At 45.3% G+C, this 23,991-nt stretch carries 21 protein-coding genes; 10 read left to right on the forward strand and 11 right to left on the reverse strand.

Going from position 1 to position 23,991, the window contains the following annotated elements; all coding sequences use genetic code 11:
- Positions 1-2: 2 nt before the first annotated feature.
- Positions 3-1,352 carry an acetyl-CoA carboxylase biotin carboxylase subunit gene (accC, locus tag ACN0W5_RS08445; RefSeq protein ID WP_417453712.1) on the forward strand — a complete coding sequence of 450 codons (1,350 nt, stop codon included), beginning with the start codon at positions 3-5 and terminating at the stop codon, positions 1,350-1,352.
- A 60-nt stretch (positions 1,353-1,412) separates the two neighbouring features.
- Entirely contained in the window at positions 1,413-2,081 is a 669-nt protein-coding gene (aat, locus tag ACN0W5_RS08450) for a leucyl/phenylalanyl-tRNA--protein transferase (RefSeq protein ID WP_417453713.1), read from the forward strand.
- A 195-nt stretch (positions 2,082-2,276) separates the two neighbouring features.
- Here aat and ACN0W5_RS08455 read toward each other — a convergent pair whose 3' ends face one another.
- Positions 2,277-3,170 (reverse strand): DMT family transporter, encoded by an 894-nt coding sequence (locus ACN0W5_RS08455; RefSeq protein WP_417453714.1) that lies wholly within the window; start codon positions 3,168-3,170, stop codon positions 2,277-2,279.
- Between the two features lie 142 nt (positions 3,171-3,312).
- Here ACN0W5_RS08455 and ACN0W5_RS08460 point away from each other — a divergent pair, with 142 nt between their 5' ends.
- Positions 3,313-4,224, forward strand: coding sequence for a LysR substrate-binding domain-containing protein (locus tag ACN0W5_RS08460; RefSeq protein WP_417453715.1), 912 nt, complete (start codon positions 3,313-3,315; stop codon positions 4,222-4,224).
- Between the two features lie 189 nt (positions 4,225-4,413).
- On the opposite strand, the gene ACN0W5_RS08465 is transcribed toward ACN0W5_RS08460, so the two are convergent.
- The 5 genes from ACN0W5_RS08465 to ACN0W5_RS08485 all read right to left on the reverse strand — a co-directional run bounded on the left by ACN0W5_RS08465 (position 4,414) and on the right by ACN0W5_RS08485 (position 7,185).
- Positions 4,414-4,914, reverse strand: a complete 501-nt coding sequence (locus tag ACN0W5_RS08465; RefSeq protein ID WP_417453716.1) for a DUF2155 domain-containing protein — start codon at positions 4,912-4,914, stop codon at positions 4,414-4,416.
- Positions 4,915-4,941: 27 nt separating this feature from the next.
- A complete protein-coding gene (locus tag ACN0W5_RS08470) occupies positions 4,942-5,172 on the reverse strand; it encodes a hypothetical protein (RefSeq protein WP_299381044.1) in 231 nt (76 codons plus the stop codon).
- 56 nt (positions 5,173-5,228) lie between these two features.
- Entirely contained in the window at positions 5,229-5,678 is a 450-nt protein-coding gene (gene mlaD / locus ACN0W5_RS08475) for an outer membrane lipid asymmetry maintenance protein MlaD (RefSeq protein WP_417453717.1), read from the reverse strand.
- Between the two features lie 87 nt (positions 5,679-5,765).
- Positions 5,766-6,146, reverse strand: a complete 381-nt coding sequence (locus ACN0W5_RS08480) for an NADH:ubiquinone oxidoreductase subunit NDUFA12 (protein WP_299381046.1) — start codon at positions 6,144-6,146, stop codon at positions 5,766-5,768.
- Positions 6,147-6,345: 199 nt separating this feature from the next.
- A complete protein-coding gene (locus tag ACN0W5_RS08485) occupies positions 6,346-7,185 on the reverse strand; it encodes a hypothetical protein (RefSeq protein WP_417453718.1) in 840 nt (279 codons plus the stop codon).
- A 307-nt stretch (positions 7,186-7,492) separates the two neighbouring features.
- Here ACN0W5_RS08485 and ACN0W5_RS08490 point away from each other — a divergent pair, with 307 nt between their 5' ends.
- Complete coding sequence (locus ACN0W5_RS08490; protein WP_417453719.1) at positions 7,493-8,398, forward strand: DMT family transporter; 906 nt, start codon at positions 7,493-7,495, stop codon at positions 8,396-8,398.
- A gap of 613 nt (positions 8,399-9,011) precedes the next feature.
- Positions 9,012-12,668, forward strand: a complete 3,657-nt coding sequence (locus tag ACN0W5_RS08495) for a vitamin B12-dependent ribonucleotide reductase (RefSeq protein ID WP_417453720.1) — start codon at positions 9,012-9,014, stop codon at positions 12,666-12,668.
- 174 nt (positions 12,669-12,842) lie between these two features.
- On the opposite strand, the gene ACN0W5_RS08500 is transcribed toward ACN0W5_RS08495, so the two are convergent.
- Entirely contained in the window at positions 12,843-13,748 is a 906-nt protein-coding gene (locus ACN0W5_RS08500) for a LysR family transcriptional regulator (RefSeq protein WP_417453721.1), read from the reverse strand.
- 90 nt (positions 13,749-13,838) lie between these two features.
- On the opposite strand from ACN0W5_RS08500, the gene ACN0W5_RS08505 reads away from it, so the two are divergent.
- From ACN0W5_RS08505 to ACN0W5_RS08515, 3 genes are all read left to right on the forward strand, one after another.
- Complete coding sequence (locus ACN0W5_RS08505) at positions 13,839-14,576, forward strand: SDR family oxidoreductase (protein ID WP_417453722.1); 738 nt, start codon at positions 13,839-13,841, stop codon at positions 14,574-14,576.
- A 706-nt stretch (positions 14,577-15,282) separates the two neighbouring features.
- Positions 15,283-15,750, forward strand: a complete 468-nt coding sequence (locus ACN0W5_RS08510; RefSeq protein WP_299373167.1) for a RidA family protein — start codon at positions 15,283-15,285, stop codon at positions 15,748-15,750.
- Positions 15,751-15,975: 225 nt separating this feature from the next.
- Positions 15,976-17,148 (forward strand): GNAT family N-acetyltransferase, encoded by a 1,173-nt coding sequence (locus ACN0W5_RS08515; protein ID WP_417453723.1) that lies wholly within the window; start codon positions 15,976-15,978, stop codon positions 17,146-17,148.
- 61 nt (positions 17,149-17,209) lie between these two features.
- Here ACN0W5_RS08515 and ACN0W5_RS08520 read toward each other — a convergent pair whose 3' ends face one another.
- Positions 17,210-17,935 (reverse strand): DUF1287 domain-containing protein, encoded by a 726-nt coding sequence (locus tag ACN0W5_RS08520; protein WP_417453724.1) that lies wholly within the window; start codon positions 17,933-17,935, stop codon positions 17,210-17,212.
- Positions 17,936-18,041: 106 nt separating this feature from the next.
- Between ACN0W5_RS08520 and creD the strand changes: the two genes are divergently transcribed.
- Positions 18,042-19,544, forward strand: coding sequence for a cell envelope integrity protein CreD (gene creD / locus ACN0W5_RS08525; RefSeq protein WP_417453725.1), 1,503 nt, complete (start codon positions 18,042-18,044; stop codon positions 19,542-19,544).
- A 136-nt stretch (positions 19,545-19,680) separates the two neighbouring features.
- Here creD and clpA read toward each other — a convergent pair whose 3' ends face one another.
- The 3 genes from clpA to ACN0W5_RS08540 form a co-directional block, all read right to left on the reverse strand.
- Entirely contained in the window at positions 19,681-21,984 is a 2,304-nt protein-coding gene (clpA, locus tag ACN0W5_RS08530) for an ATP-dependent Clp protease ATP-binding subunit ClpA (RefSeq protein WP_417454028.1), read from the reverse strand.
- Positions 21,985-22,402: 418 nt separating this feature from the next.
- Positions 22,403-22,729, reverse strand: coding sequence for an ATP-dependent Clp protease adapter ClpS (gene clpS, locus ACN0W5_RS08535; RefSeq protein WP_299380750.1), 327 nt, complete (start codon positions 22,727-22,729; stop codon positions 22,403-22,405).
- Between the two features lie 321 nt (positions 22,730-23,050).
- Positions 23,051-23,617, reverse strand: coding sequence for a phasin family protein (locus ACN0W5_RS08540; RefSeq protein ID WP_417453726.1), 567 nt, complete (start codon positions 23,615-23,617; stop codon positions 23,051-23,053).
- Positions 23,618-23,812: 195 nt separating this feature from the next.
- Between ACN0W5_RS08540 and ACN0W5_RS08545 the strand changes: the two genes are divergently transcribed.
- Complete coding sequence (locus ACN0W5_RS08545) at positions 23,813-23,977, forward strand: hypothetical protein (RefSeq protein ID WP_417453727.1); 165 nt, start codon at positions 23,813-23,815, stop codon at positions 23,975-23,977.
- Positions 23,978-23,991 lie beyond the last annotated feature (14 nt).

Here is a 23,991-nt window from a genome sequence, read left to right on the forward strand (position 1 = left end):
TCATGTTCAAAAAGATCCTCATTGCCAATCGCGGCGAAATTGCCCTTAGAATTCTTCGGGCTTGTCGCGATATGGGCATCGAAACTGTTGCAGTCCATTCCACAATAGATTCCGACGCAATGCACGTTCGCCTTGCCGATGAGTCCGTTTGTATTGGCCCAGCACCAAGCAAAGACAGTTACCTCAACATTCCAGCGATTCTTTCTGCTGCAACAATGACTGGTGCTGATGCGATTCATCCCGGCGTTGGCTTTCTTTCAGAGAATGCTGATTTTGCCGAAATGGTTGAAGAGCACGGTTTTACCTTTATTGGTCCCTCCCCCGAACACATTCGGATTATGGGTGACAAAGTTGCTGCGAAAGAAACTGCAATCAAGCTGGGTATTCCGGTAGTTCCTGGATCAGATGGCGCACTTGAGAGTGCCGAAGATGGTATTAAAATTGCCAAGGAAATAGGCTATCCTGTCCTAATCAAAGCCCGTTCTGGTGGCGGTGGTCGTGGCATGAAAGTCGCCAATAACGATGATGAACTTCGTCAAGGTTTCCGGCTGGCACGTACCGAAGCAAAGTCTGCCTTTGGCGATGACGTTGTCTATATGGAAAAATATCTGGGTACACCCCGGCATATTGAAATCCAGTTACTAGGTGATGGTCAAGGCGGCGCGATCCACGTGGGTGAACGCGATTGCTCTCTTCAACGGCGTCACCAAAAGGTTCTGGAAGAAGCTCCATCACCGATGCTGACCGATGAAGAGCGTGAGCGTATTGGTAAAATCTCTGCTGATGCGATGCTCGGCTTCGGCTATAAAAGTGCTGGCACCATTGAATATCTCTATGAAAATGGTGAATTCTATTTCATCGAGATGAATACACGTATTCAAGTAGAGCATACGATTTCAGAAGCCATCAGTGGCATTGACCTTATGCGGGAAATGATCCGCGTTGCTGCTGGCGAAAAGCTGAGCCACACTCAAGAAGAAGTTGTCCTGAAAGGGCACGCGATTGAGTGCCGGATTAATGCTGAGCACCCCTTCAACTTTATGCCATCCCCAGGTCTGATCAAAGGTTACCATGCCCCTGGCGGCCTTGGTGTTCGTGTTGATGCAGCGATCTATGCAGGATATAAAATTCCACCAACATATGATAGCATGATCGCCAAGCTGATTGTTCATGGGGACGATCGTGCTGATTGCATTATGAAAACAAGGCGTGCCCTGCAAGAGTACGTGATTGATGGTGTAAACACGTCAATTCCACTACATATGGAATTGGTAAATAACGAAGAGTTTCAATCCGGTGTCTATGATATCCACTGGTTGGAAAAATTTGTTGATAGCTTGAATAAAGGGTAAAAACTGGACAGGCATTCCCCGAATAAGTGTTGAAGCATAATTTTCTGGGCATAGGTGTTCATGGAGATCACAGCAGATCTACTCTTAAAAGCATATACCATTGGGGTATTTCCAATGGCAGAAAGTCATGATTCTCTGGATTTACATTGGATAGATCCAGAGAATCGCGGCATTCTTCCTCTGGATAAAATCCACATCTCTCGCTCTTTGCGAAAAATACTAAAAAAAAATCCTTTCGAAGTCCGCTGCAATACATCTTTCGCAGATGTATTGGAAATGTGCGCCGCAACAACATCACAGCGACCAGATACTTGGATCAATCCCCTTATTAAGAAAATATACACTCAACTTCACGAACGCGGGTTTGCGCATTCTGTGGAATGTTGGCTTGATGGCAAGCTTATCGGCGGCCTTTACGGCGTCTCACTCGGTGGTGCTTTTTTTGGTGAAAGCATGTTCTCTCGCCGTAGTAATGCCAGCAAAGTTGCTCTTATTCATCTGGCAGCCCGCCTTGTGAAGGGGAACTATACCCTGCTGGACACACAGTTCACGACAGAACATCTAAGCCAGTTTGGCACAATTGAAATAGATCGTGAGATTTATAAAAAATGCCTATTTGAAGCGATGCAAGCCCCCGCTCGTTTTCCCTTGGAGCTTTCAGAGGATGAACTGTCAGGCTTTATTGAAAGCTGCAAGGGCAATCGTCCAGCCATTTTCACAGACGAATAATCTTATTCGTCACAATTGAAAACACCCATTTCTAACTTTAGATAGCTATTATCTTAGCAAGATAAGTCCTACCCTTGGAACCAAGATGTAAAAAATGAAGTACATCTAATTCTGCCACGAATACAATGGCTCTCTTCGCACAGGTAAAAACTAGTATCTACATCCTCTGCGAGAAGTATGATTACTATAGGTTATTTATTCAACTGCTGCATTTGGCGTTTTTTTGTTCACGAGCATAACGGCCAAAAAGATTAATCCAGTAGCAAAATAATCAACCATTCGAATATCCTCACCTACGATTACAGCCCCGATAATTAAAGCAACCACGGGCGGAATATAGGTTACAGAAGACGCAGAAATGGCTCCCAATTTATCGATGATGTAATAATAAATAAGATAGGCAAGGCCCGTTCCAAGCAAGCCCAGACCAACAACAAGACCAATCGCGACATGTAGATCACCTCGAATATTTCCAATACCTTCATAATCTGTAATCGCACACAGGACCAGCAATGCCACCCCTAACTGATAAGTGGTTAATGCCGCTGAAGATATTTTGAGTGGCAAGACGTATCTTTTGGCATACACAAAAGATGCCCCGATACTCAGCGACCCAAATACCATGTAAATTACACCTTCAATATTCGTTGAAGCTAGGTCGCCAGAAAAAGGGTTCGCAATGAGGAATACGCTAAGTAACCCTAAGAACAGGCCAATGGTCCTGTTCATTGAGATACGCTCTTCGGAAATAAAGAACAGTCCTAATAAGAGCGCAAAAATAGGAATCGTCCCACTAAGTGCACCAGCCACACCGGAAAGCAGAAGAGACGATCCTTTGGCGAAGCCATAATAATAGGCTACAGTTGCCAATAATGACATCACAAAAAAATGCCCTATGTGTTTCATATGAGATAGTTTTATTGCTTTTGTCACATAGGCATAAAAGAAAATTGGCAGGAACCCAAATAAGACCCTTAGCAGAACAATTTGTGAAGAAGTAATCAGCTCAGAAGCCATTTTCATATAAATAAAATTACTGCCCCAAATAACTCCTAGTGCCAAAAAAGCTATCATAGGTAAATATTTCATACACTTCCCCTCAATGACTCGCCAAGAATCATTCACACTGTTGGAATTGCCTTCACTTTTATAGATTTGCAGAATTACGACAAACGATTTATCCTACCCGATAAAATAGTTTTTCTATTTTATCTTAAGAGCTAAAGAACACATGATTTACAAGTCAATGCCTCCACTAAGATCACTCGTTGCCTTCGAAGCTGCTGTTCGACACGCAAGCTTTAAGCTGGCTGCTGAAGAGATGTGCGTCACACCAGGCGCAGTGTCTCAACAGGTTCAAAAATTGGAACATTGGCTAGGACATCGGCTGTTTGTGCGTGAAATCCGCCAGCTAAAAGTAACTGACCAAGGTATGAGCTACTACAGTCGTGTTGCTCCGGCGTTAGAACAGATAAACTCAGCTAGCAAGAGCTTTCGAGAGAAGCAGTCAAATACTGTTTGTCTATCTTTATCACAAACTTTGGCTGCCAAATGGTTAGGGCCTCGTTTAGAGGATTTTGTCAGTCAACATCCCAACATTGAAGTTCACATAAATGCCTCAAATACCCCTGTAAATTTCAATGAAGAATCCGTAGATTTAGCGATAAGGCACTTTGACGGAAAGGATTCATCACTAAATATACAATTAGTTCATGATGATGAAGTGAGATTATTTTGCACCCCCCAATACCGTGAAGCGGTCGGGCTTAAACACCCGAACCAGCTCACCAAAACAACAATTATCATTACCAGCCCATATCCGTTCTGGGACGATTGGTTAAGCGCGTTTACGTCTATCGATACAGAAGCCAGAAAAGAAATCACAGCATTACATTTTGACCAAACCTTATTGGCCATTGATGCAGCGAAACGAAGCCAAGGAGTGATCTTAAGTAATGCTTTGATGGTACAAGATGAACTGAAGCAAGGGGAGTTAATCGAGCCCTTTCCGCAAAGACTTTCATTGGAAAAAAGCTACTACCTCGTTCATCCGAATAATCCGCCGCTTAGTAATACAGGCCGCGCCCTCAAAAATTGGCTGCTTGAAAAATTTTCCACATCGGATGCGAACAAAGGTCTTTGAGACTGTTTGGCATGACGACTTAAATAGATTAATAAACTGCCCCAAAAGCGACAAAAATAATCATTACTGCATACGTTGAGTGACAACAAACCTGACAAAGCAAAACAGAAACCACGAGATACACAGAGGTTTTACCTCTCAATCATCGACTAAAACGTATTACGATCAGAGAATTATAGGCTTAAGCGGCTATTCAGTTGCCTGAACGCCTTCAGCCTTGCCTTCTTCTTCAGCCTTTTTTGCTTCAGCGGCCCGTGCCTCATCCAATGACATACAGTTCACCACCCATATATCGTAAACTGGGTGTTCCATTGCCGACACGGCAGGGGATGACGCAAACATCCATCCGGTAAACATCCGTGTGGCTTCGACATTTTCTTTATGATCATCAATTTCAAGGAAGGATGCTGATTCAGGCATTTCTTCCGGCCGGCTTTTACGACACTCTCTTGCTGTAATCTCGAGAGACCCAAAACGTACTGGCTGGTTTACTGGCACATGCAATTCTGAAACGCGCGCTGTAATCTTGTTGAGGCCTTGTAGGACAGCAACTTCATGAGAAATCATTTCAGCACGTGCAGATAGAGGCGACAGCCCTATGAGTGTTGCGGCAATTGCACCGCTTAAGGATGCTATAGCTGACAGGGACGCAATTCGAACCGTCGTTATTTTTTTCGCGATCAGTAACAAGCTACAAATTTCCCTCTGATGATCCTATCAGTGTTTTTTTGAGGCGTAAGGATTAACCAGGTCATCAACAATTGCCCTTAGGACTTCACGAAGTTGATCTTCATCCCCCCCCATAAGAACCGCGTCTTCCAACGCATCTTGTGAAAGTTCTCTTATTTCTTCGAGATTTTCATTCAAGACTTTGATCTTTTCAAGGCAAGAAAGAGGCTCGCCGTCGGGTTGACGCCAGACAGTTGTCGATTTGCTCTTATCCGTCATGCTGAAATTCCCTCAGGACATCTTTTGGGATACTGACCGTTTTTAACTGTTATCTTTTAATTGTTGTCGGCCGAAGAAAAAACAAAACGACCGAGAAGATCCATAAGATTTACAGATCCCTGAGTATCGATAATAAGGCCACCTGCTTCGATGTAATCATCTTCACCGCCGGGCTCAAGACTAACAAAATTCCCCCCCAACAGGCTATCTGATAAAATACGTGCAGACGTCCCCTTGGGAAGCTTAACGTCTTCATCGATCAAAAGTGTGACAACAGCAAAATACGTATCTTTATCCAGTTCCTGACGAAGAACTGTCCCAACCTTTACACCCGCAATTTCGACATCTGTGCCCGAGACCAGACCATTGGCATTATCAAACTCGGCAACCACCTCGTACCCATTAGAAGAGCCACCAGAACTACTGCTAAAGGCAAAGAAGCCAAAGGAAACAGCAACAAGCAAGACAAGCCCGCCAATAATCGTTTCAACAATACTTCTATTCATCAAGCTCACCTACAGGGGAAAGTTAAGTTAAAAAGTTAGCGGCAAAGATCACGTCAATTTAATCTCTACCTAAAAAAGGACCAGAGTTTATTCAGGCTGCCAGGCATCGTAATCACTAGAAACCCGCGGGCGCTCACCAGCTTTTAGCATACTGCCTTTTGGGCGGTAAGCTTCTGCTGTTCCAGTTTTATTTGGCTGGTGCTCTTGCTGCCATTCATGTTTGGCATAACCACCTTCAGGTGGAAGTTCATCCGTTGTATGATGAATCCAGGCATGCCAGTCAGCAGAAACACGACTGGCTTCCGGTTCACCATTATAAATAACCCAGCGACGTTCGGACCGCAGGCTATTTTTATGCACTTCACTGCCACCCTTGGTGCGATAGAACTTGTTGCCGTCCTGATCTTGTCCAACCAGCTCGCCTTTGAGCCATGTGAACAGACGAGTTCCAAGAGGAGTTCCAGCCATATCTCTTCCTTAATTGAATTGGGTTCAACCCTATTCTTATATATCTGTCTTATGAACAGCTACTTAAGGTAACTGATCTTTTTCGGTAAATAATAAGTAGCGCCATCAAAACACGACTTATCTTTCTGCGCTGAATATTACACTGCAACCCCTTTCAGTCCAGTCCAAAGGGCGCAAAAATGACGTAATTTTTACTCAGCTATGCCTCTTGGTCATCTTTTGGGACGACAGTAAGCCCTTCAGGTTCACAAATAGCTTTCCAGTCCCCCTCTTCAACCTGATAACCTTCTTCGGCAATATCCTGATTTCTTGCTATCTGATCGGCGGGGTTAAATAGCCTTGCTGGTACAGAAGAAACACCAGCTTCAAGAGCTTTGATCATATCAGGGTAAAGCTGTGGCAGATCCAAAACCAGTATTGTACAGCCAGGGACCTGTTTGTCCGTTTTGGTTAAGGCACTCACAACCAGCTCACCAATATTCCCCGGTGTAATTCCTTGGACAAAGGCGTCATGACTGACAGGAAGACCATACAGTTCAATATACAAATCTTCTTCGGCTCCGGGGACGCCAACAATCCCCCGGCTACTGCCATAAAGCTCTGTCAGGATCTGACCTTCGTCAGAAACCGGATCGACAACAAAGGTAGCAAAACAGGCCAAGCCATCTTCCACGGCGTCTTCAACAAGCTGACCTAACCCGACGAGATCACAAACATTTGTGATAACGGCAAGTCCCATTCCCTGTTCACGTGCCTTATGTGTTGCCTTCTCGACGGCCTGAATACCCGCGACTGCCAGCGACTGCCAATTCGCATCAAGAAACGCAGCATTATCTTTCTCGGACAGCAATTCAATCTTTGTCATGTCTGTCTGGCTATAAGCGGATTTATTTTTAGCCAGAAAGCGAATGCCACACCGATGAAGGCGCTCTGCCCATTGCACCATAGCAGCGGCACGATCAAGTGTAATTTCCTGCGCGCCTCTGGCTTCCAGACAATCTTCAAGTCTGTCACGAAAATCTGATAAACTAACTCTCATTCAGTCGTCTTTCATCCCGGTCTTTGGACCTTATTGATACCCTGTTTTTATCTCAGCCCTAAATAACATAGAGCGTCAAACGATACACGCCTCTATATTGAGTTAAAAAAATGCTCCCCCCCAAAAAATGCCGCCCAAAGGCGTTTATTTAGCGGATTTAACTTTCCACAACGGCTTTCCCCTGACCTAATCATGATGAAAACATGCCATGACCAAGAAAAGTATCAAGCGAAGACTTTCTAGGGTTAAATCATATACCTTTACCCTAACGCCTCATAAACACTGACAGAATCTGAAGAGCAGAACCGTGAGCAACATAGCAATTAAAAAACCTCCCCTCTTCGGGATCCTCACAGGCCTTGTTGGCGGAGCCTCTTTTGGGCTGATCACCCCTATTTTTCCCTTTGCCTACACGATCGGGGTAACAGCTAGTAGCGCAACCATCATTAGGTTTGTTCTTGGCAGTATCATCATGATCACAATCCTGCTTGCCAGCAAAACGACATTTTCCGTGCCCAGAAATAAAATGATCCCACTTTGCATGATGGGCCTTTTTATCTTCAGCGTCACAGTCTGTTATCTTTCAGCAGTCATTTATATCCCGGTGAGCTTGGCTGCGATCCTGTTTTATACCTACCCGGTGATTGTCACCGTTATCGACCCGCTTTTGCAAAGGCGGTGGCCCAACCCTGTACAACTGGGACTTTCTCTTCTTGCTTTTATAGGGATTACAATTGCATTAGGGCCAAACATCAATGAACTGGATTGGCGCGGAGTTTTCTTCGTTCTTGGCGCATCCCTGTCTATAACAGGAACTCTGATTGTGAGCAGATCAGTCGTGACACACGTTCCGAACCTGACAATTGTCTTCTATGTCAATATCGTCGCAACCGCGCTGACCTGCCTGTACCTTCTTGTTGATGACAATATCACCTTACCGCACGAGTGGACAAACCTGACAGTTGGCTGGTCTTTGTCCATTGCAATTGCCTTGCTTTATCTTTTGGCCACCCTAGGACAAATCGCGACGGTCAATTTTGTCGGCCCGTCCCGGACAGCGATGCTCTTTAATATAGAACCTGTTGTTTCTATTATTACAGCAGTTCTTATTTTGAACGAAACGTTAAACCTGTCTCAAATTATAGGGTCTATTCTTGTTTTAGCAGCCGTAGTTATTTCCTGTTACCGCCCCGTCAGGGTTCCCACAGCTTAGGCTATATACCCAACACTTCTAATCACAGGCACCTGATCCTCTCACCAAAGCTATTCACTTAAATTTTATGTAATTACAACCTATTGGCATTAGCTAGAAAATTCAGATGCTTATCACTTATCGGGCCAAGAACAGATCGTTCTTAGATAAATGTAATCTTATATTTTTCTTTTTCCTGACACGAATCGGTAATGAAAAAACGTTAAAATTATTTCTGAATTAAGCGACTTAGATTCGAAGTTGCCCGAGATCTTTTTTGCACATTTTTAAATAAATAAAATAGCATTTTATATATCCTTCAAAGAGTTTGATTTTCCCGCCACTTTTCAGCCACAATAGATTTTCTCCTCTACTCATCAACAGATTTATCCACAGGCTTATGCCAGACCGTCGGCACAAAAAATAGTGTGTCAATACGCAAAATACGGGTGACGACAACCAAATATTGTGGTTAAATCACTTCAGATCAACAAAATGTGCTTTTACTCGCAGAAACCCGCAGAGTCCTAGACTTGTGGGCAACGCGATACGAGCGAGCTTCGGGATAGGATATCAACACCCCTATCTTCGGGATTTTGTCAATGAGTTTTGTATTATTAAAAGGGGATACGGCATGCGCATCGCACGTCGCTTTACAGAAGCCGGAAAAGACGTCTACGACGCAATTGAATTTCGCTATACAACCAGTGAAATCAAAAATCCGGATGGCTCTATCGTCTTCCAGGCTAAGGATATTGAGGTCCCGGCCAGTTGGAGCCAAGTGGCTTGTGACATTATTGCGCAAAAATACTTCCGCAAGCGCGGTATCCCCCAAAGACTAAAAAGAATAGAAGAAAACTCTGTCCCGTCATGGTTGTGGCGCTCAGAACCTGATCATGATGCAATGTCTGACATCCCCGAAGACGAACGCATCATTGGCGAAACTTCTGCCAAACAGGTTTTTGACCGTCTTGCAGGCACTTGGACTTATTGGGGCTGGAAAGGTGGCTACTTCGACAGCGAAGAAGACGCCCGTACATATTTTGATGAAATGCGCTACATGCTCACCAATCAAATGACAGCGCCAAACTCTCCACAGTGGTTCAACACTGGCTTGCATTGGGCCTATGGTATTGATGGTCCCGGGCAGGGCCACCACTATGTAGATTACAAATCAGGCAAACTCACCAAGTCAAAGTCATCTTACGAGCATCCACAACCACACGCCTGTTTCATTCAGTCTGTTGATGATGATCTCGTAAACGAAAACGGGATCATGGATCTTTGGGTTCGTGAAGCGCGTCTGTTTAAATACGGTTCTGGTACTGGCACAAACTTCTCACGCGTTCGTGGCTCGGCAGAACCTCTTTCCGGTGGTGGTAAGTCTTCCGGTTTGATGAGCTTTTTGAAAATTGGTGACCGCGCGGCGGGTGCTATCAAATCAGGTGGCACCACACGTCGCGCTGCTAAGATGGTAACCGTTGATCTGGACCACCCGGATATCGAAGAATACATCAACTGGAAAGTTGTAGAAGAACAGAAAGTTGCTGCACTGGTTGCTGGTTCTAAAATCTGCCAGACACACCTGACCAAAATCATGGCTGCCTGCAATACAGATCAACTTTCAGGCAAAGACCGTGTTGATCCGCGCAAGAACACGACACTGAAGGCAGCCATTAAAGCAGCACGCAGTCACGAAGTGCCCATGAGCTACGTTCAGCGTGTTCTTCAATTCGCGGGACAAGGCTTCACAAACATTGAATTCGAAACCTACAACACAGACTGGGATTCTGATGCTTATCTGACAGTATCCGGCCAGAACTCAAACAACTCTGTGCGTGTTGCCAACGGCTTCTTCCAAAAGCTAGAAGAAGACAGTGACTGGGACCTTATCCGCCGTTCTGATGGAAAAGTACAAAAAACCGTCAAAGCGCGCGATCTTTGGGATCAAATTTCACACGCAGCTTGGGCCTGTGCCGATCCCGGCATCCAATACGACACCACGATTAACGAGTGGCATACCTGCCCTAAATCTGGTCGCATCAACGGTTCTAACCCGTGTTCCGAATACATGTTCCTGGATGATACTGCTTGTAACTTGGCATCCATGAACCTGATGACCTTCCTGCGCGAAGATGGCAGCTTTGATATCGAAGCTTACACCCACACAACACGTCTGTGGACCATCGCACTGGAAATCTCTGTTTTGATGGCACAATTCCCATCAAAAGCCATTGCTCAATATTCTTATGAATTCCGTACACTGGGCCTTGGCTTTGCCAACATCGGCGGCATGTTAATGTCCGCGGGCGTTTCCTATGATTCAGACGAAGGCCGCGCCATCTGCGCAACCCTAAGTGCGATCATGACCGGTACAGCCTATGCCACATCCGCTGAAATGGCGGGTGAACTCGGCGCGTTCAAACGCTATGATCTTAACAAAAAAGACATGCTGCGCGTGATGCGTAATCACCGTCGTGCAGCTTATGGCGAAGCCGCTGGTTACGAAGAACTCGAAGTTCTGCCCGTGCCAATCGTTGCCAAAGACTGCCCAGATCAAAACATGGTCGAAGCTGCCAAAGCAGCTTGGGATCAGGCGCTAGAGCTTGGTGAGAAACACGGTTATCGTAACGCACAAACCACTGTGATTGCGCCAACAGGGACAATCGGTCTTGTTATGGATTGCGATACCACAGGCATCGAACCTGACTTCGCCCTCGTGAAGTTCAAAAAACTTGCTGGCGGTGGTTATTTCAAAATCATTAACCGCACAGTACCGGGTGCTTTGAGCAACCTTGGTTACAGTGAAGAACAAATCAGCGAGATCATCAAGTTTGCAGTTGGTCACGGTACGCTGAAAGATGCACCGGGCATCAACCATAAAACTCTCAAAGCCAAAGGCTTTACAGACGAAGCCATCGCAGCCGTTGAATCCGGCCTAGGTAGTGCCTTTGATATCAAGTTCATTTTCAACAAATGGACCCTTGGTGATGACCTTTGCAAAGATGTATTGGGCTTCAAGGAAGAACAGCTCAATGACATGAACTTTGACATGCTTGTTGAACTTGGCTTCAACCGCAAAGACATTGAAGCTGCCAACATCTATTGCACAGGGGCCATGACCCTCGAAGGTGCACCGCACCTTAAAGACGAACACCTACCGATTTTCGATTGCGCGAACCCATGCGGTAAAACTGGCAAACGTTTCCTTTCAGCCGAAAGCCACATTCGTATGATGGCGGCGTCACAACCATTTATTTCTGGTGCGATTTCCAAAACAATCAACATGCCGGCAAATGCAGTCATCGATGATTGTAAAGACGCTTACATGCTGTCTTGGAAACTCGGCCTAAAAGCCAATGCGCTGTACCGCGATGGGTCCAAACTGTCTCAGCCTCTTTCTTCTGGTGTTCTTCTTGAACTCGATGAAGACGAACAGGATGAAATGGAAGAAGCATCTTCCGCTAAGCGTGTTGAGATTGTTGCCGAACGCATCATCGAACGCGTTATAGAGAAAACCATTACCGAGCGTAAAAAGCTTCCATCTCGTCGTAAGGGCTACACACAAAAAGCCATCGTTGGTGGCCACAAAGTGTATCTGCGTACAGGCGAGTACGAAGATGGTGAACTTGGTGAAATTTTTGTTGATATGCACAAAGAAGGCGCGGCCTTCCGTAGCTTGATGAACAACTTCGCCATCGCGATTTCTATCGGTCTGCAATACGGTGTTCCATTAGAAGAGTACGTCGAAGCCTATACATTCACTCGCTTTGAGCCATCAGGTATGGTCGAAGGCAACGACGTGATCAAAATGGCAACGTCTATTCTTGATTACCTCTTCCGCGAATTGGCTGTTTCCTATCTTGGCCGTAATGATCTGGCCCATGTAGAACCAGCAGACATCACACCAGATACGCTGGGCAGAGGTGACGGCCAAAGCACGCCACCAAAGCCGGAAGATGCCGTGGCAGAAACTGTCCGTCGCGTTGCTTCCACCGGATATGTTCGGAACAAGCTCGTTGTTGTGAACGGTGGTCGCCCAGCGGAAGAACTCGTGGCCTCTGCGGCAACAGCCGAAGCAACACAAGAAGTAGCAGCCCCGGCGCAGACAGAAACTGTTGTGCAAACCACCACAACAAAATCTGCCAACCCACGCATGGAAAAAGTTCGTGAAGCCCGCATGAAAGGCTACGAAGGCGACTCTTGCCCTGAATGTGGAAACTTTACCCTTGTCCGTAACGGTACTTGCCTAAAATGCGACACCTGCGGCGGGACAACAGGTTGCTCCTAACGGAGCAGTTTTTCAGTCATCACGGTGGGGGGCATCGTGTGGGATGACTGATAGAGGTACGGTGAGCGCGACAAGATCCAGATCTCTCTTGTCGCTTCCCGCTTCTTCGCAGCAAAAAGGGTGGCTTAACGCCACCCTTTTTGTATTTTACGTTTCGTATCAAGATGATAAATTTTAATCGTTGCCTAAATCTGCTTTCTTGAATATTTCAACAGCCCAATCAACAAAGACTCTTACACGCGGAGAGAGTTGACGATTTTGCGGATAAAATGCAGCAAGCGGCATCGGAGAAGGAGGACAATCAGACAGCACCTCTTTCAAATTCCCCTGTTTAATATCATCAAAAAATCGATACCGAGGAGCCTGTACCAGACCGTATCCCATAAGTGCTAATTCATGAATAGTTTCAGAATCATTAGCTACTAACTGAGATTTTAACAGCACAGTTTTTATCCCTTCAGATGTTTGAAACTCAAGTGGCAAAGGCTTGCCCGTACGCGATGACATAAAAGCAATCATACGGTGCCCATCAAGATCATCCAGCGTTTTGGGAACTCCATATCTGTCCAAATATTCAGGACTCGCACAGGTGGTTTCAGGAAGATGTGTCAACTGGCGCATGATCATTCCGCTTTCATCAGGTATTCCCGCACGGATCACACAATCAACACCTTCTTTAACAAGATTTACCAAGCGATTACTTTGTCCGAGATGCAGTTCTATTTTAGGATATTTTGCGAAAAAATTCGACAAATGTGGTAAAAGAAAAGTACGCGTCAGTGTTCCATGCGCATCTATACGCAAAACCCCCGAAGGTTCATCACCACGTAAAGCATCCTCTGCTTCTTCTATATCCGCCAGAATTAATAAGCATCGTTCATAATAGGCTTTACCATCAAGTGTTGGCGAAACGTGCCTTGTAGTTCGATCTAAAAGTCGCACACCCAGATCTTGTTCCAAACGTTGGATAACATCAGTCGCTGTTGAGCGCGGAATATTTAAATCTTTTGCAGCAGCAGTGAAACTGCCTCGCTCAATCACCCTGCTGAGCAACCGCATTGCATTTAGTCGATCTGCCATTTGTTCAGAATAACCGGATTATCATTTCAATAATACCCTAATTATCCAGCTCTTAAATTTATTTATATTAAACAAATAGAAGGAGGAAACATGACGACAAAACAAAAAACAGCAATCGTAACTGGAGCAGGCAAGGGGATAGGAGCGGAAATTGCACTACAACTTGCTGCTGATGGATATTCGATCATCGTAAATTATATCCACGATCAACTAACAGCTCAGAAAACGATTACCAACATTATCGAAAACAAAGGTAAAGCGATAGCCATACAGGGCGATGTCAGCGACACACAGATGATGATCAAACTTTTTGATGCGGCAGAAGAAAATTTTAGCCAAGTAACCACTCTGATTAACAATGCAGGGGTCATGCGAAATTCAACAATAGAAGAGGCAAGTGATTCAGATTTCGACCTTCATTCCCAGGTGAATTTTGGGAGCACCTTCAGAGGTATGAGAGAGGCTGCTAAAAGATTAAGCGATAAGGGACGTATCATCAATATTTCCTCTAGCGTTGTTGGATTATATCAACCCTCATACGGTCTTTATGCTGCTTCTAAGGCGGCAATAGAAGCGATGACCCCAGTATTGGCCAAAGAACTTGCCCCAAAAGGAATTACGGTAAACACCGTTTCGCCAGGTCCTATTGAAACTGATTTTTTAACGGCAGGAAAATCAGACGAGTTGATTCAAAAGATAATTCAATCAATTCCATTGGGGCGACTTGGTACGCCCAATGATATTGCCGCTATCGTTTCATTTCTTGCCGGACCAGATAGTGGCTGGATTACTGGACAAACCATTCGCGCAAACGGTGGCGCAATTTAGACACAAAAACATCTACAACAAAAAAAGAACTAGAATATACCATTTGCAAACTTCAAATTATCAGAGTCATCTCTGACTATCAGGCAGAAAGAGGATCTGGTCCATAAAACAACCGATCTATTAGTCAGCTATTTCGGGGAAAGTTGTCAGACCGACGACAATGGTACTCATCGAAGAAGTAAAAGACGGAAGATATGGACGAGCGGATGAAGTCTTTATCATGCCAGATGAATATCGCGTAGATAAATAAAATAAGCCCAGTGACAGAATAAGTTACTGGGCTTATTTTTACGCTGTTAACAATAAAACTATTAGAAACGTGAAGAATATATTTTTCTTATTCACAAGGTTCAAAATGATGAGTAATAAAATTATTCTCACATTTACGTCCCTTTATTTACCCCCTAAGATTCGCAAAGATCAGTAGAACATAAACGACACAATGTTCCTCAAATGCGATAACTGAGTTTAAAAAACCTATTTTTCTGTGCTCTTTTGCGAACTTTGCTTGCGTCTCTAAGCAGGAGCGATAAAATTCGCGCAGTTTTTAAAGTTGGGAAGAGCAAAATACAAATTACGTATGGGAAAACCATGGATCTGTTTGCTCTTGTACAGGCTTAAGAACACGTCCCCGGAATTAAACGAGATCCCTGTGTAAAGGGGCGCGTTCTTAGAAGATAACATTAAAAATCATAAGGATAGAGCCATGACTGGTACAGTTGATGCCCGTTTGAAAGAACTTGGAATTGAAGTCCCTCAGCCTGCGAAAGCAGTTGCAAACTATGTCGGTTACGTAACATCCGGCAACACCGTTTTTATATCTGGTCAGATCACGATCAAAGATGGCGAAGTCCTCTACAAGGGTAAGCTTGGCGACACCATGTCTGTCGAAGAAGGCCAGGAAGCGGCCCGTCTTTGCGGTATCAACATCATTGCCCAGCTTTACGCAGCAACAGATGGCAATCTCGATCGCGTTAAGCGCATCGTCAAACTTGGTGGTTTTGTAAACTCCACACCTGACTTTGTTGATCAGCCAAAAGTCATCAATGGCGTGTCGGACTTGATGGTTGAAGTCTTCGGTGACAAAGGTGTTCATGCACGTGCCGCCGTTTCAGCGCCTAGCCTGCCACTTGGCATTGCTGTTGAAGTCGATTGTGTTGCTGAAATCGACTAAGCTATTCATTACTAGCTAAAAGCTTTATCGGCTAAAGGCTAAAGAAGAAATCACGATAGCAAAAGGCAGGCTTCGCAGCCTGCCTTTTGCTTATTAAAAGCTCAGAAAGTCGAGATCTTAATCAAATTCCTCTCTTCTCCGTCTAAAGCCTTGTATCCACAAGCCTATCTTCCTATTTTTAGCGAACTGTATTTTCTTACCCCGCCTTGATTAACCAGGTCTTGAATGAGCCAATTGCGTGTTGAAGTTCACCCCGGCATAAATAGTATTCCCTCAGAAGCTTGGGATCGCTGTGCCCAGAACGATGCGCCGGATAATAATCCCTTTATTTCCCACGCCTTCCTATCTGCATTAGAAGAAAGCGGCTCGGTCAGTGCCGAGACTGGATGGCAACCTCAGCACCTCACGATCATGAACGATGACGGCGTTATCATTGCCTGTGCGCCACTTTATCTGAAAAGCCATTCTTACGGCGAATACGTCTTTGATTGGAGCTGGGCAAATGCTTACGAGCGTGCGGGACGCGCCTATTACCCAAAACTGCAATCAGCGGTTCCCTTTAGCCCGGTAACAGGCAAACGATTGCTCATCGCCCCGACCACATCAGAAGAGGTGAAAGAACTTCGCCTATCCCTCATCAACGCCATGCTGCAAATTCTACAACAGTACGAAGCGTCATCCCTGCACCTGACTTTTACCACAGAACAGGAATGGCACGAGCTTAAAGACGCCGGACTACTCGCACGCACCGGAATGCAATATCACTGGGAAAATAACGACTACCAGAGCTTTGATGATTTCCTTGCTGCGCTGTCTTCCCGCAAGCGTAAGGCCATCAAAAAGGAACGCCGCGAAGCACACAGTCACGGTCTGGAAATTAAGACCCTGACGGGGGGGGATCTGACGCCAGAAATTTGCGATCAGTTCTATCAACTCTATCTCAGCACAGTCGATAAAAAACACGCACACGATTACCTCAACCGCGATTTCTTTCAGCTTTTGGGATCAAAACTGGGCAACAAAGTTATCTTGAGTACCGCATGGGACCAATCATACGCCAGCCCAATAATGGTGGCTGGTGCCCTCAATCTGGTCGGCGGCGATACACTCTATGGCCGCAACTGGGGGTCCCACGGTCATTACCCAAACCTGCACTTTGAGCTGTGTTACTATCAGGCAATCGACTATGCCATCACCCATGGCCTCAAGCGGGTCGAAGCCGGGGCGCAGGGAGAGCATAAAATACAGCGTGGTTACCTGCCGACTAAAACGTACAGCCTCCACGGCATTTCCGATCCCAATTTCCGCGATGCCATCGCCCGCTTTTTACAAAGTGAAAACCCGGCAGTTGACCGCGAAATCGAAATGCTCAACGAAATCGGCCCCTTCAGAAAGTAACAGCGTTACTTGTTCTAATAACGAATAGATACTCAATTAGAACAAAGTAAAAGTTTGGATTTTAGCGCTTTATATAGCGATAATGCCCCGTCATTTTGTAATCGAACAACATATCTTCAATTTGTGGTCCGAAACCGATGTTGTGAACGACCAGGGGCACACCCTTGGATGATTTTTGATTACTGATAATACCGATATGCGGCAGTAATCCGCTTTTATTCAGGTTCCATGTGACCAAATCGCCCGGTAAATAATCTTCAGGTGCTTCTGACAAAGGTAAGGATTGACCATCGCGGGTAAAGAAAACTCGTAAATTTGGAACACGGCGATGGTCGATGTTTCGATCCGTTGTTTTCAATCCCCATATCTTGGGATAGCTGGCAAAGTTGGCCCGCATATCTTCGTGTACCAGCTTTTGCAAATCAATCCCTAGCGCCCGATAGCTTCGGATCACCACATCGGTACAAACACCAATGTTCGCAGGCACATCACCACCGGGATAGGCAATTGAGTGATAGCTACCATCATAAACAACATTCTGTGTTGTGCGGTCCAAAGCAGCCTCGGCAAGACTTTGTCCCGTCATGGTCTCGGCCCAGACAGAGCTAGAGAAAATCAAAGACGCGCCAATACATACAGTTGAAAGAACACCCCGCGTTATCATCATATCCCCCTTCAAGTTTGGTGTCGGTTCAATCTCACTAGAAAAAGCCTGGCCGATAGATTTGCTTAAACTGTGGCAAGTTTGCGCCATTTTTCCTTGGATTGCCCCAATCAGTTCAAACAATCAGCCCAAAGCCCTTCTATCTCTTTCTTCATTACTTCTTTTTATCAATTTTCAGTGCGTCTTTTGAGATGCTCCAATTGCAGATTTCCTTTAAGGGGGAGGAAAAATGATCGACTTTACCACTGTACTGGTCATTCTGGCCGTCGTTCTATTTTTAGGTGTTTGCGCCATCATCGGACTGGTCTGTCTGCGCTGGCTCTATGGCCGCTATGCGCAACAGGCTTCTGGATTAACGGGAGATCTAGGAGGAAAAATTGCCAATAGTAATCCGTTGATGATCAAAGCTGTTATTATCGGGTTCCTGACCTTGATGATGCTCATCCCCACCGCGCTCGTTCATGATCTAATGCAGGAAAGGCACAGCCTTTATCGTTCGGTTCTTCATGAAACCGATCAGGAATGGGGACAGGAACAAACCCTTGCCGCGCCCATTCTTGTTATTCCCTATACAACAGAAACCCGTATTACAGACAGCAACGGTAAGGACCGGATTATCGCTGGCCAGGACAAACTGGTTGTACTCCCCGATCAACTAAAACTCGACAGTGATCTCACCCATGACTTTAGAGAGCGTTCCATCTATAAAAGTCTTGTTTATACCGCTGACATCAAAGGGTCAGCAAACTTTCGTCTCGATCCACCACCGATAAAGAACCTACAAAAAATTCACTATGACCAAGCCTATATTGCCATTGCCTTAACGGATAACAGCGGTATCGGTTCCTCACCAGCAGTTCGTGTGAATGGTAAAAAACTAGAGCTGATGCCCGGTACTGGCTTGCAAACACCTTATCTTGTCAGCGGTTTTTCTGCCAAGCTTGATCCATCACAGGATCTCACTGATTTTTCCGTACAATTTGACACCTCGCTACGCGGTAGTCGCAATATCAGGGCAATTCCTTTGGGTATGAACACCCAGATAAACATTTCCGCTGACTGGCCCCACCCAAGCTTTCGACAGTTCCTGCCCAAAAGCCGTGATATCACCAATGATAGCTTTAATGCCACCTGGGAAGTCAGTCACCTGTCCCGAAATTACCCTCAGGTTTTCCGGGCATCAGATGATATAAACTTGGGCGAAATCATTGCCGAAGCACAGCTTTTTGAGCCAGTGTCCCACTACGGCACGTCTATACGTGCAGCGAAGTACGGTATTATGTTCGTTGCCCTGACATACCTTATGTTGCTGGTGTTCGAGTTCACCCGTGGTATCCGCTTGCATCTGGTGCAGTACCTATTGGTCGGGGTTTCTCTGTCCGTGTTCTATCTAATACTACTGACGCTGTCCGAGCACATCAGCTTTAGCTTGTCATATTCCCTCGCCGCAGCTGTGACTGTCATATCGATTGCCAGTTATATCACCGCAGCCACCAAAGGTCGCACCAACGGCCTCGCCATCGGCTTCCTACTATCTGCCCTCTATGGCTTCCTCTATTCAATCCTTCAAATGGAAGACTACGCCCTGACGATGGGCAGCGGCTTACTTCTCATTGTTCTGCTGGCCATGATGTACATGACCCGAAATTTGAACAAAGGCTCTACCCTTGATCCAGTCCTTGATAAGGAAGATCCTGCCATAGATAACTCACAGCAAGTTATGGAAACTTAGGCATCTAGCTGGAACGGGGGAAAGCCCCCCTTCCAGCGACACTAAAGTGCACAGTCTTCGTCGCTAGAAAAAACACAATATAGAAACCATAAAAAAAGGCCCCGCAAATGCAGGGCCATTTTTATAGCAGAAACTTCTAAGCCTTTTGCTTACGCCGAGACTTCTTTGCTCCTGGCTTTTTTGTTTCATCCGGGAAGCTAAAGCTTGGTTTATTGTCCTTGATATCAATGCGGACAACACCACCACGGGTCAGCTTGCCAAACAGAAGTTCTTCGGCCAGCGGTTTTTTGATTTCGTTCTGGATAACACGGGCCAGTGGCCGTGCCCCATAGAGCGGATCATACCCTTCCGTTGCCAGCCACTTCTTGGCTTTCGGTGACAGCTCAAAGGTAACCTGACGGTCAGCAAGCTGGGTTTCAAGCTCCATAATGAACTTGTCGACCACCTTGGCCATAACCACAGGGGATAGGTTCTTAAAGGGAATGATTGCATCCAGACGGTTTCTGAATTCCGGTGTGAAGATCTTGTTCACAGCCTCTTCATCATCCCCAATACGCACTTCTCGGCCGAAACCAATCGCGGGCTTTGCCATATCCGCTGCACCAGCATTAGAGGTCATGATCAGGATCACGTTACGGAAATCAATGGTCTTGCCATTGTTATCGGTCAATCGACCGTTATCCATAACCTGCAACAGGATATTGAAGATATCCGGATGCGCCTTTTCAATTTCATCCAGCAACAGAATGCAATGCGGCGTCTTATCTATAGCATCAGTCAGAAGACCGCCCTGATCAAATCCGACATAACCCGGAGGCGCCCCGATCAAACGAGAAACTGCATGACGTTCCATATATTCGGACATATCAAAACGCGTTAACTCAACACCCAGTGAATGAGACAGCTGTTTTGCGACCTCTGTCTTACCGACACCAGTTGGGCCAGTGAAAAGATAACTACCAATCGGTTTTTCCGGCGTACGTAACCCAGCACGGGCCAGCTTAATCGCAGACGCAAGAGAGGTGATCACCTGATCCTGTCCGTAAACCATGGTTTTGAGATCACGTTCAAGGTTTTTGAGGACAGATTTATCATCTTTCGAAACTGATTTCGGTGGGATGCGGGCAATCTTGGCCACAACGGCCTCAACGTCCTTCACACCTAGCGATTTTTTACGTTTGTCTTCGGGCAACAGCATCTGTGATGCGCCGACCTCATCAATCACATCAATCGCTTTATCCGGTAGTTTTCGATCACCAATGTAACGTGCGGAAAGTTCCACAGCCGTACGCAAGGCTTCGTTAGAGTATTTAACCGAGTGATGTTCCTCGTAATAAGGCTTCAGGCCTCGTAAAATCTTGACAGCATCTTCAATTGAAGGTTCAGCGACATCGATTTTCTGGAAACGACGTACCAAGGCGCGATCTTTTTCAAAATGATTGCGATATTCTTTATAGGTCGTTGACCCAATGCAGCTCAAACCGCCGTTCTGTAATGCTGGTTTAAGAAGGTTCGACGCATCCATAGATCCGCCAGATGTCGCCCCAGCACCAATAACGGTGTGGATTTCATCAATAAAGAGGACGGCACCATCCATGGCTTCGACTTCTTTAACCACGCCCTTAAGTCGTTCTTCGAAATCACCACGATAACGAGTTCCTGCCAAAAGCGACCCCATATCGAGAGAGAAAATTTTAGTTTCTTTGAGAACTTCCGGCACTTCGCCATCAACAATCTTCTTGGCAAGACCTTCGGCAATAGCGGTTTTACCAACACCAGGGTCACCAACATACAACGGATTGTTCTTGGTTCTACGGCAAAGAACCTGAATTGTGCGTTCCAGTTCCTGCTCGCGACCAACCAACAGATCAATTTTACCGTCTTTGGCTTTCTGGTTCAGATCAACACAATAAGCGTCGATTGCTTCGCGCCCTTTGGTTGCTTGGCTTTCACCCTCATCCATTAAATCGTCAGCACCGTGAATAGTCCGGGTTTCTTCCAACCCTTCGACCTTTGTGATGCCATGGCTGATATAGTTCACCGCATCCAGCCGGCTCATTTCCTGCTCTTGCAAGAAAAAGACAGCATGACTTTCCCGTTCCGAGAACATGGCGACCAACACATTGGCGCCTGTCACTTCTTCGCGGCCAGATGACTGAACATGTATCGCGGCACGTTGTAAAACCCGCTGAAACCCAGCTGTTGGTTTTGCATCGCCCAAATGGACAGTGGTTAGATTAGAAAGATCGTTATCGATGTAATCCAGCAGATCTTCGCGCAGCGTTTCAATTTCAACACCGCAAGCTCTAAAGACTGAAATGCCATCCTGATCTTCTGTGAGCGACAGCAACAGATGCTCTAGCGTGGCATATTCATGCCGACGCTCATTGGCATAGGCCAAGGCTCTGTGCAGTGTCTGTTCCAGATTGTTTGATAGCATTGCCATAAATTAACTTCCCTTCACAACCATCGTGATCAGATTGTTTGAGTTGACTTACCAGCGTCCCAAAATGCAAACGGTCTATGCTTACAAAATACCAAGACCCCAGTACCCTAATATCAACCCAATCTCTTTGACCATTGTTACAAACTATACCTAGGGAGAGTATGTTCGCTCAACAAGACGTTAGATAAATAACATTACCTTTATCGCCCTTAATAATGGCCAAATTAGGTACATTTCCCTTAAATTATATACTTTTTCAGGATGTTACCTAAATTGTACAAAATTATTGTAGAGGTAAAAAAAAGAAGAAAGGGTAAATATTAAAAGAAATCTGATTTTTTTTGGATTTTAGATATTTTAGATTTTAGAGAAATGGGGGCAGATTGCCCCCGATTTATGGATCATTCCTGTATTATTCTTTTTCGATAGTACATTGCAACGGGTGCTGATTTTTACGAGCAAGATCCACCACTTGTGTTGCTTTTGTTTCGGCAACGTCATAGCTGAACACGCCGCATACACCAACACCTTTTTGATGTACCTGTAACATAATACGCGTGGCGTCATCCTGTCCCTTGCCAAAAAACTGTGTCAGGACATGAATAACAAATTCCATCGGCGTGTAATCATCATTCAACAACAGAACCTTGTACATCGACGGACGTTTGGTTTTCTCGCGTGGTTTTACGAGAATGTCGTCCGACGTGCCAAAATCATCATCACGCTCTTTTCCACTCATAGAGAAACTACCTAATCATTTCTAATCTTCAGAGATACACTTTTCCAACAACATCACGTTCTCGCATCAAGGTATCTACAATTTTATTATATCTCGGTAAACAGGTGACAAAGTTCAGCATGACTAAAATTTTCGCGCTGGTGAAAAACAACCAACCCCTTACAGCATACGTAAAACTTTATTACCAACAGCATTATTATAGGGCGCCTGCATTCCCTGTTCAAGATGGCTATGTTCAAGATAGGGGGCTTTATTCACACAAAAAGCCCTGCGTTAAGCAGGGCTTTCGGCGTTACTTATAAAAAAGCGTGCTTTTAAAACTTAAGCAGCAGCTTTTGTCATTTTCTCAACAGCTTCAGAAACCTGCTTGCGAACTGGCTCAACAGCCTCAGTCGTCAGCTTGGTTGTCAGTGTTGTTAGCTCATTGCCGTTTTTTACCATGGCATCAAAAGATTCACGTGCATAGCTAGACTGAATGTCTGTTACTTCGTTGAAATCTTTTGCGCCAAGAAAAGCTTCTGCAACTGCAAAGTTCTTTTTCATAGCATCCTGTGCCATGCCCATGAACATTGAGTTTAGCTTCTGATAACCTTCAGAAATACTGTTGCCTGACTTAGCAGCCAATTCAGCACTTTCTTTGTTCAATTCAGCAGCGCTTTCGCATTGCTTATAAAGAGTATCCATAACTTTTTCTGCTTGAGCTTGAGAAAAAGAAAAAGCTTGCTCATAGCCTTTAGTAGCAGCGTCCATACTTGATTTCATCATATTCTCCACGGTTTCAGTTCCGTTAATGACAGTATCTTTACCAGTATTCTTGGCGTTAGCTTGTGTTGCCTTCGCCTTACTTTCGGTCGTTTCTGCCAACTTTTTCTTAGTTGTTGTTGTCACCTTAGTCTCCTAGGATTAGTTCGTTTTCACGGCGTTCCGCCTGCATTTACCCGCTTATGGTAAAAATTAAGGCTGCCTTCGCTCTTAATTCAGGGCGGAACCTTCATCCTCCCCAACCGACAACTCACTCATGCTGCAATGCAACATAAACACTAACATACACATTTAATTTGAGATTTCAAGGGCAATGCTGCAATGCAACAAACACATAACGCGATTGCAACCAAAATGACACACCACAACCAACGCGAAAAGAGACAGAAAATCACAATCTCTTTGCCTGTGGAAACCATAAAATCTAGTACAGCACATGTAAAAACAGGTGAAGCTTTCGCGCCACCTGTTGGAAAAACAAGCTAGGACCTTTTGGATCT

This window comes from Kiloniella sp., from assembly GCF_048270245.1.
Classification (GTDB): domain Bacteria; phylum Pseudomonadota; class Alphaproteobacteria; order Kiloniellales; family Kiloniellaceae; genus Kiloniella.

Excerpts from the sequence above, each read along its gene's own strand:
- accC (WP_417453712.1), top strand. The coding sequence starts at position 3 with ATGTTCAAAAAGATCCTCATTGCCAATCGCGGCGAAATTGCCCTTAGA.
- aat (WP_417453713.1), top strand. The coding sequence starts at position 1,413 with ATGGAGATCACAGCAGATCTACTCTTAAAAGCATATACCATTGGGGTA.
- ACN0W5_RS08455 (WP_417453714.1), bottom strand. The coding sequence starts at position 3,170 with ATGAAATATTTACCTATGATAGCTTTTTTGGCACTAGGAGTTATTTGG.
- ACN0W5_RS08460 (WP_417453715.1), top strand. The coding sequence starts at position 3,313 with ATGATTTACAAGTCAATGCCTCCACTAAGATCACTCGTTGCCTTCGAA.
- ACN0W5_RS08470 (WP_299381044.1), bottom strand. The coding sequence starts at position 5,172 with ATGACGGATAAGAGCAAATCGACAACTGTCTGGCGTCAACCCGACGGC.
- mlaD (WP_417453717.1), bottom strand. The coding sequence starts at position 5,678 with ATGAATAGAAGTATTGTTGAAACGATTATTGGCGGGCTTGTCTTGCTT.
- ACN0W5_RS08480 (WP_299381046.1), bottom strand. The coding sequence starts at position 6,146 with ATGGCTGGAACTCCTCTTGGAACTCGTCTGTTCACATGGCTCAAAGGC.
- ACN0W5_RS08485 (WP_417453718.1), bottom strand. The coding sequence starts at position 7,185 with ATGAGAGTTAGTTTATCAGATTTTCGTGACAGACTTGAAGATTGTCTG.
- ACN0W5_RS08495 (WP_417453720.1), top strand. The coding sequence starts at position 9,012 with ATGCGCATCGCACGTCGCTTTACAGAAGCCGGAAAAGACGTCTACGAC.
- ACN0W5_RS08500 (WP_417453721.1), bottom strand. The coding sequence starts at position 13,748 with ATGGCAGATCGACTAAATGCAATGCGGTTGCTCAGCAGGGTGATTGAG.
- ACN0W5_RS08505 (WP_417453722.1), top strand. The coding sequence starts at position 13,839 with ATGACGACAAAACAAAAAACAGCAATCGTAACTGGAGCAGGCAAGGGG.
- ACN0W5_RS08510 (WP_299373167.1), top strand. The coding sequence starts at position 15,283 with ATGACTGGTACAGTTGATGCCCGTTTGAAAGAACTTGGAATTGAAGTC.
- ACN0W5_RS08515 (WP_417453723.1), top strand. The coding sequence starts at position 15,976 with ATGAGCCAATTGCGTGTTGAAGTTCACCCCGGCATAAATAGTATTCCC.
- creD (WP_417453725.1), top strand. The coding sequence starts at position 18,042 with ATGATCGACTTTACCACTGTACTGGTCATTCTGGCCGTCGTTCTATTT.
- clpA (WP_417454028.1), bottom strand. The coding sequence starts at position 21,984 with ATGCTATCAAACAATCTGGAACAGACACTGCACAGAGCCTTGGCCTAT.
- clpS (WP_299380750.1), bottom strand. The coding sequence starts at position 22,729 with ATGAGTGGAAAAGAGCGTGATGATGATTTTGGCACGTCGGACGACATT.
- ACN0W5_RS08545 (WP_417453727.1), top strand. The coding sequence starts at position 23,813 with ATGCAACAAACACATAACGCGATTGCAACCAAAATGACACACCACAAC.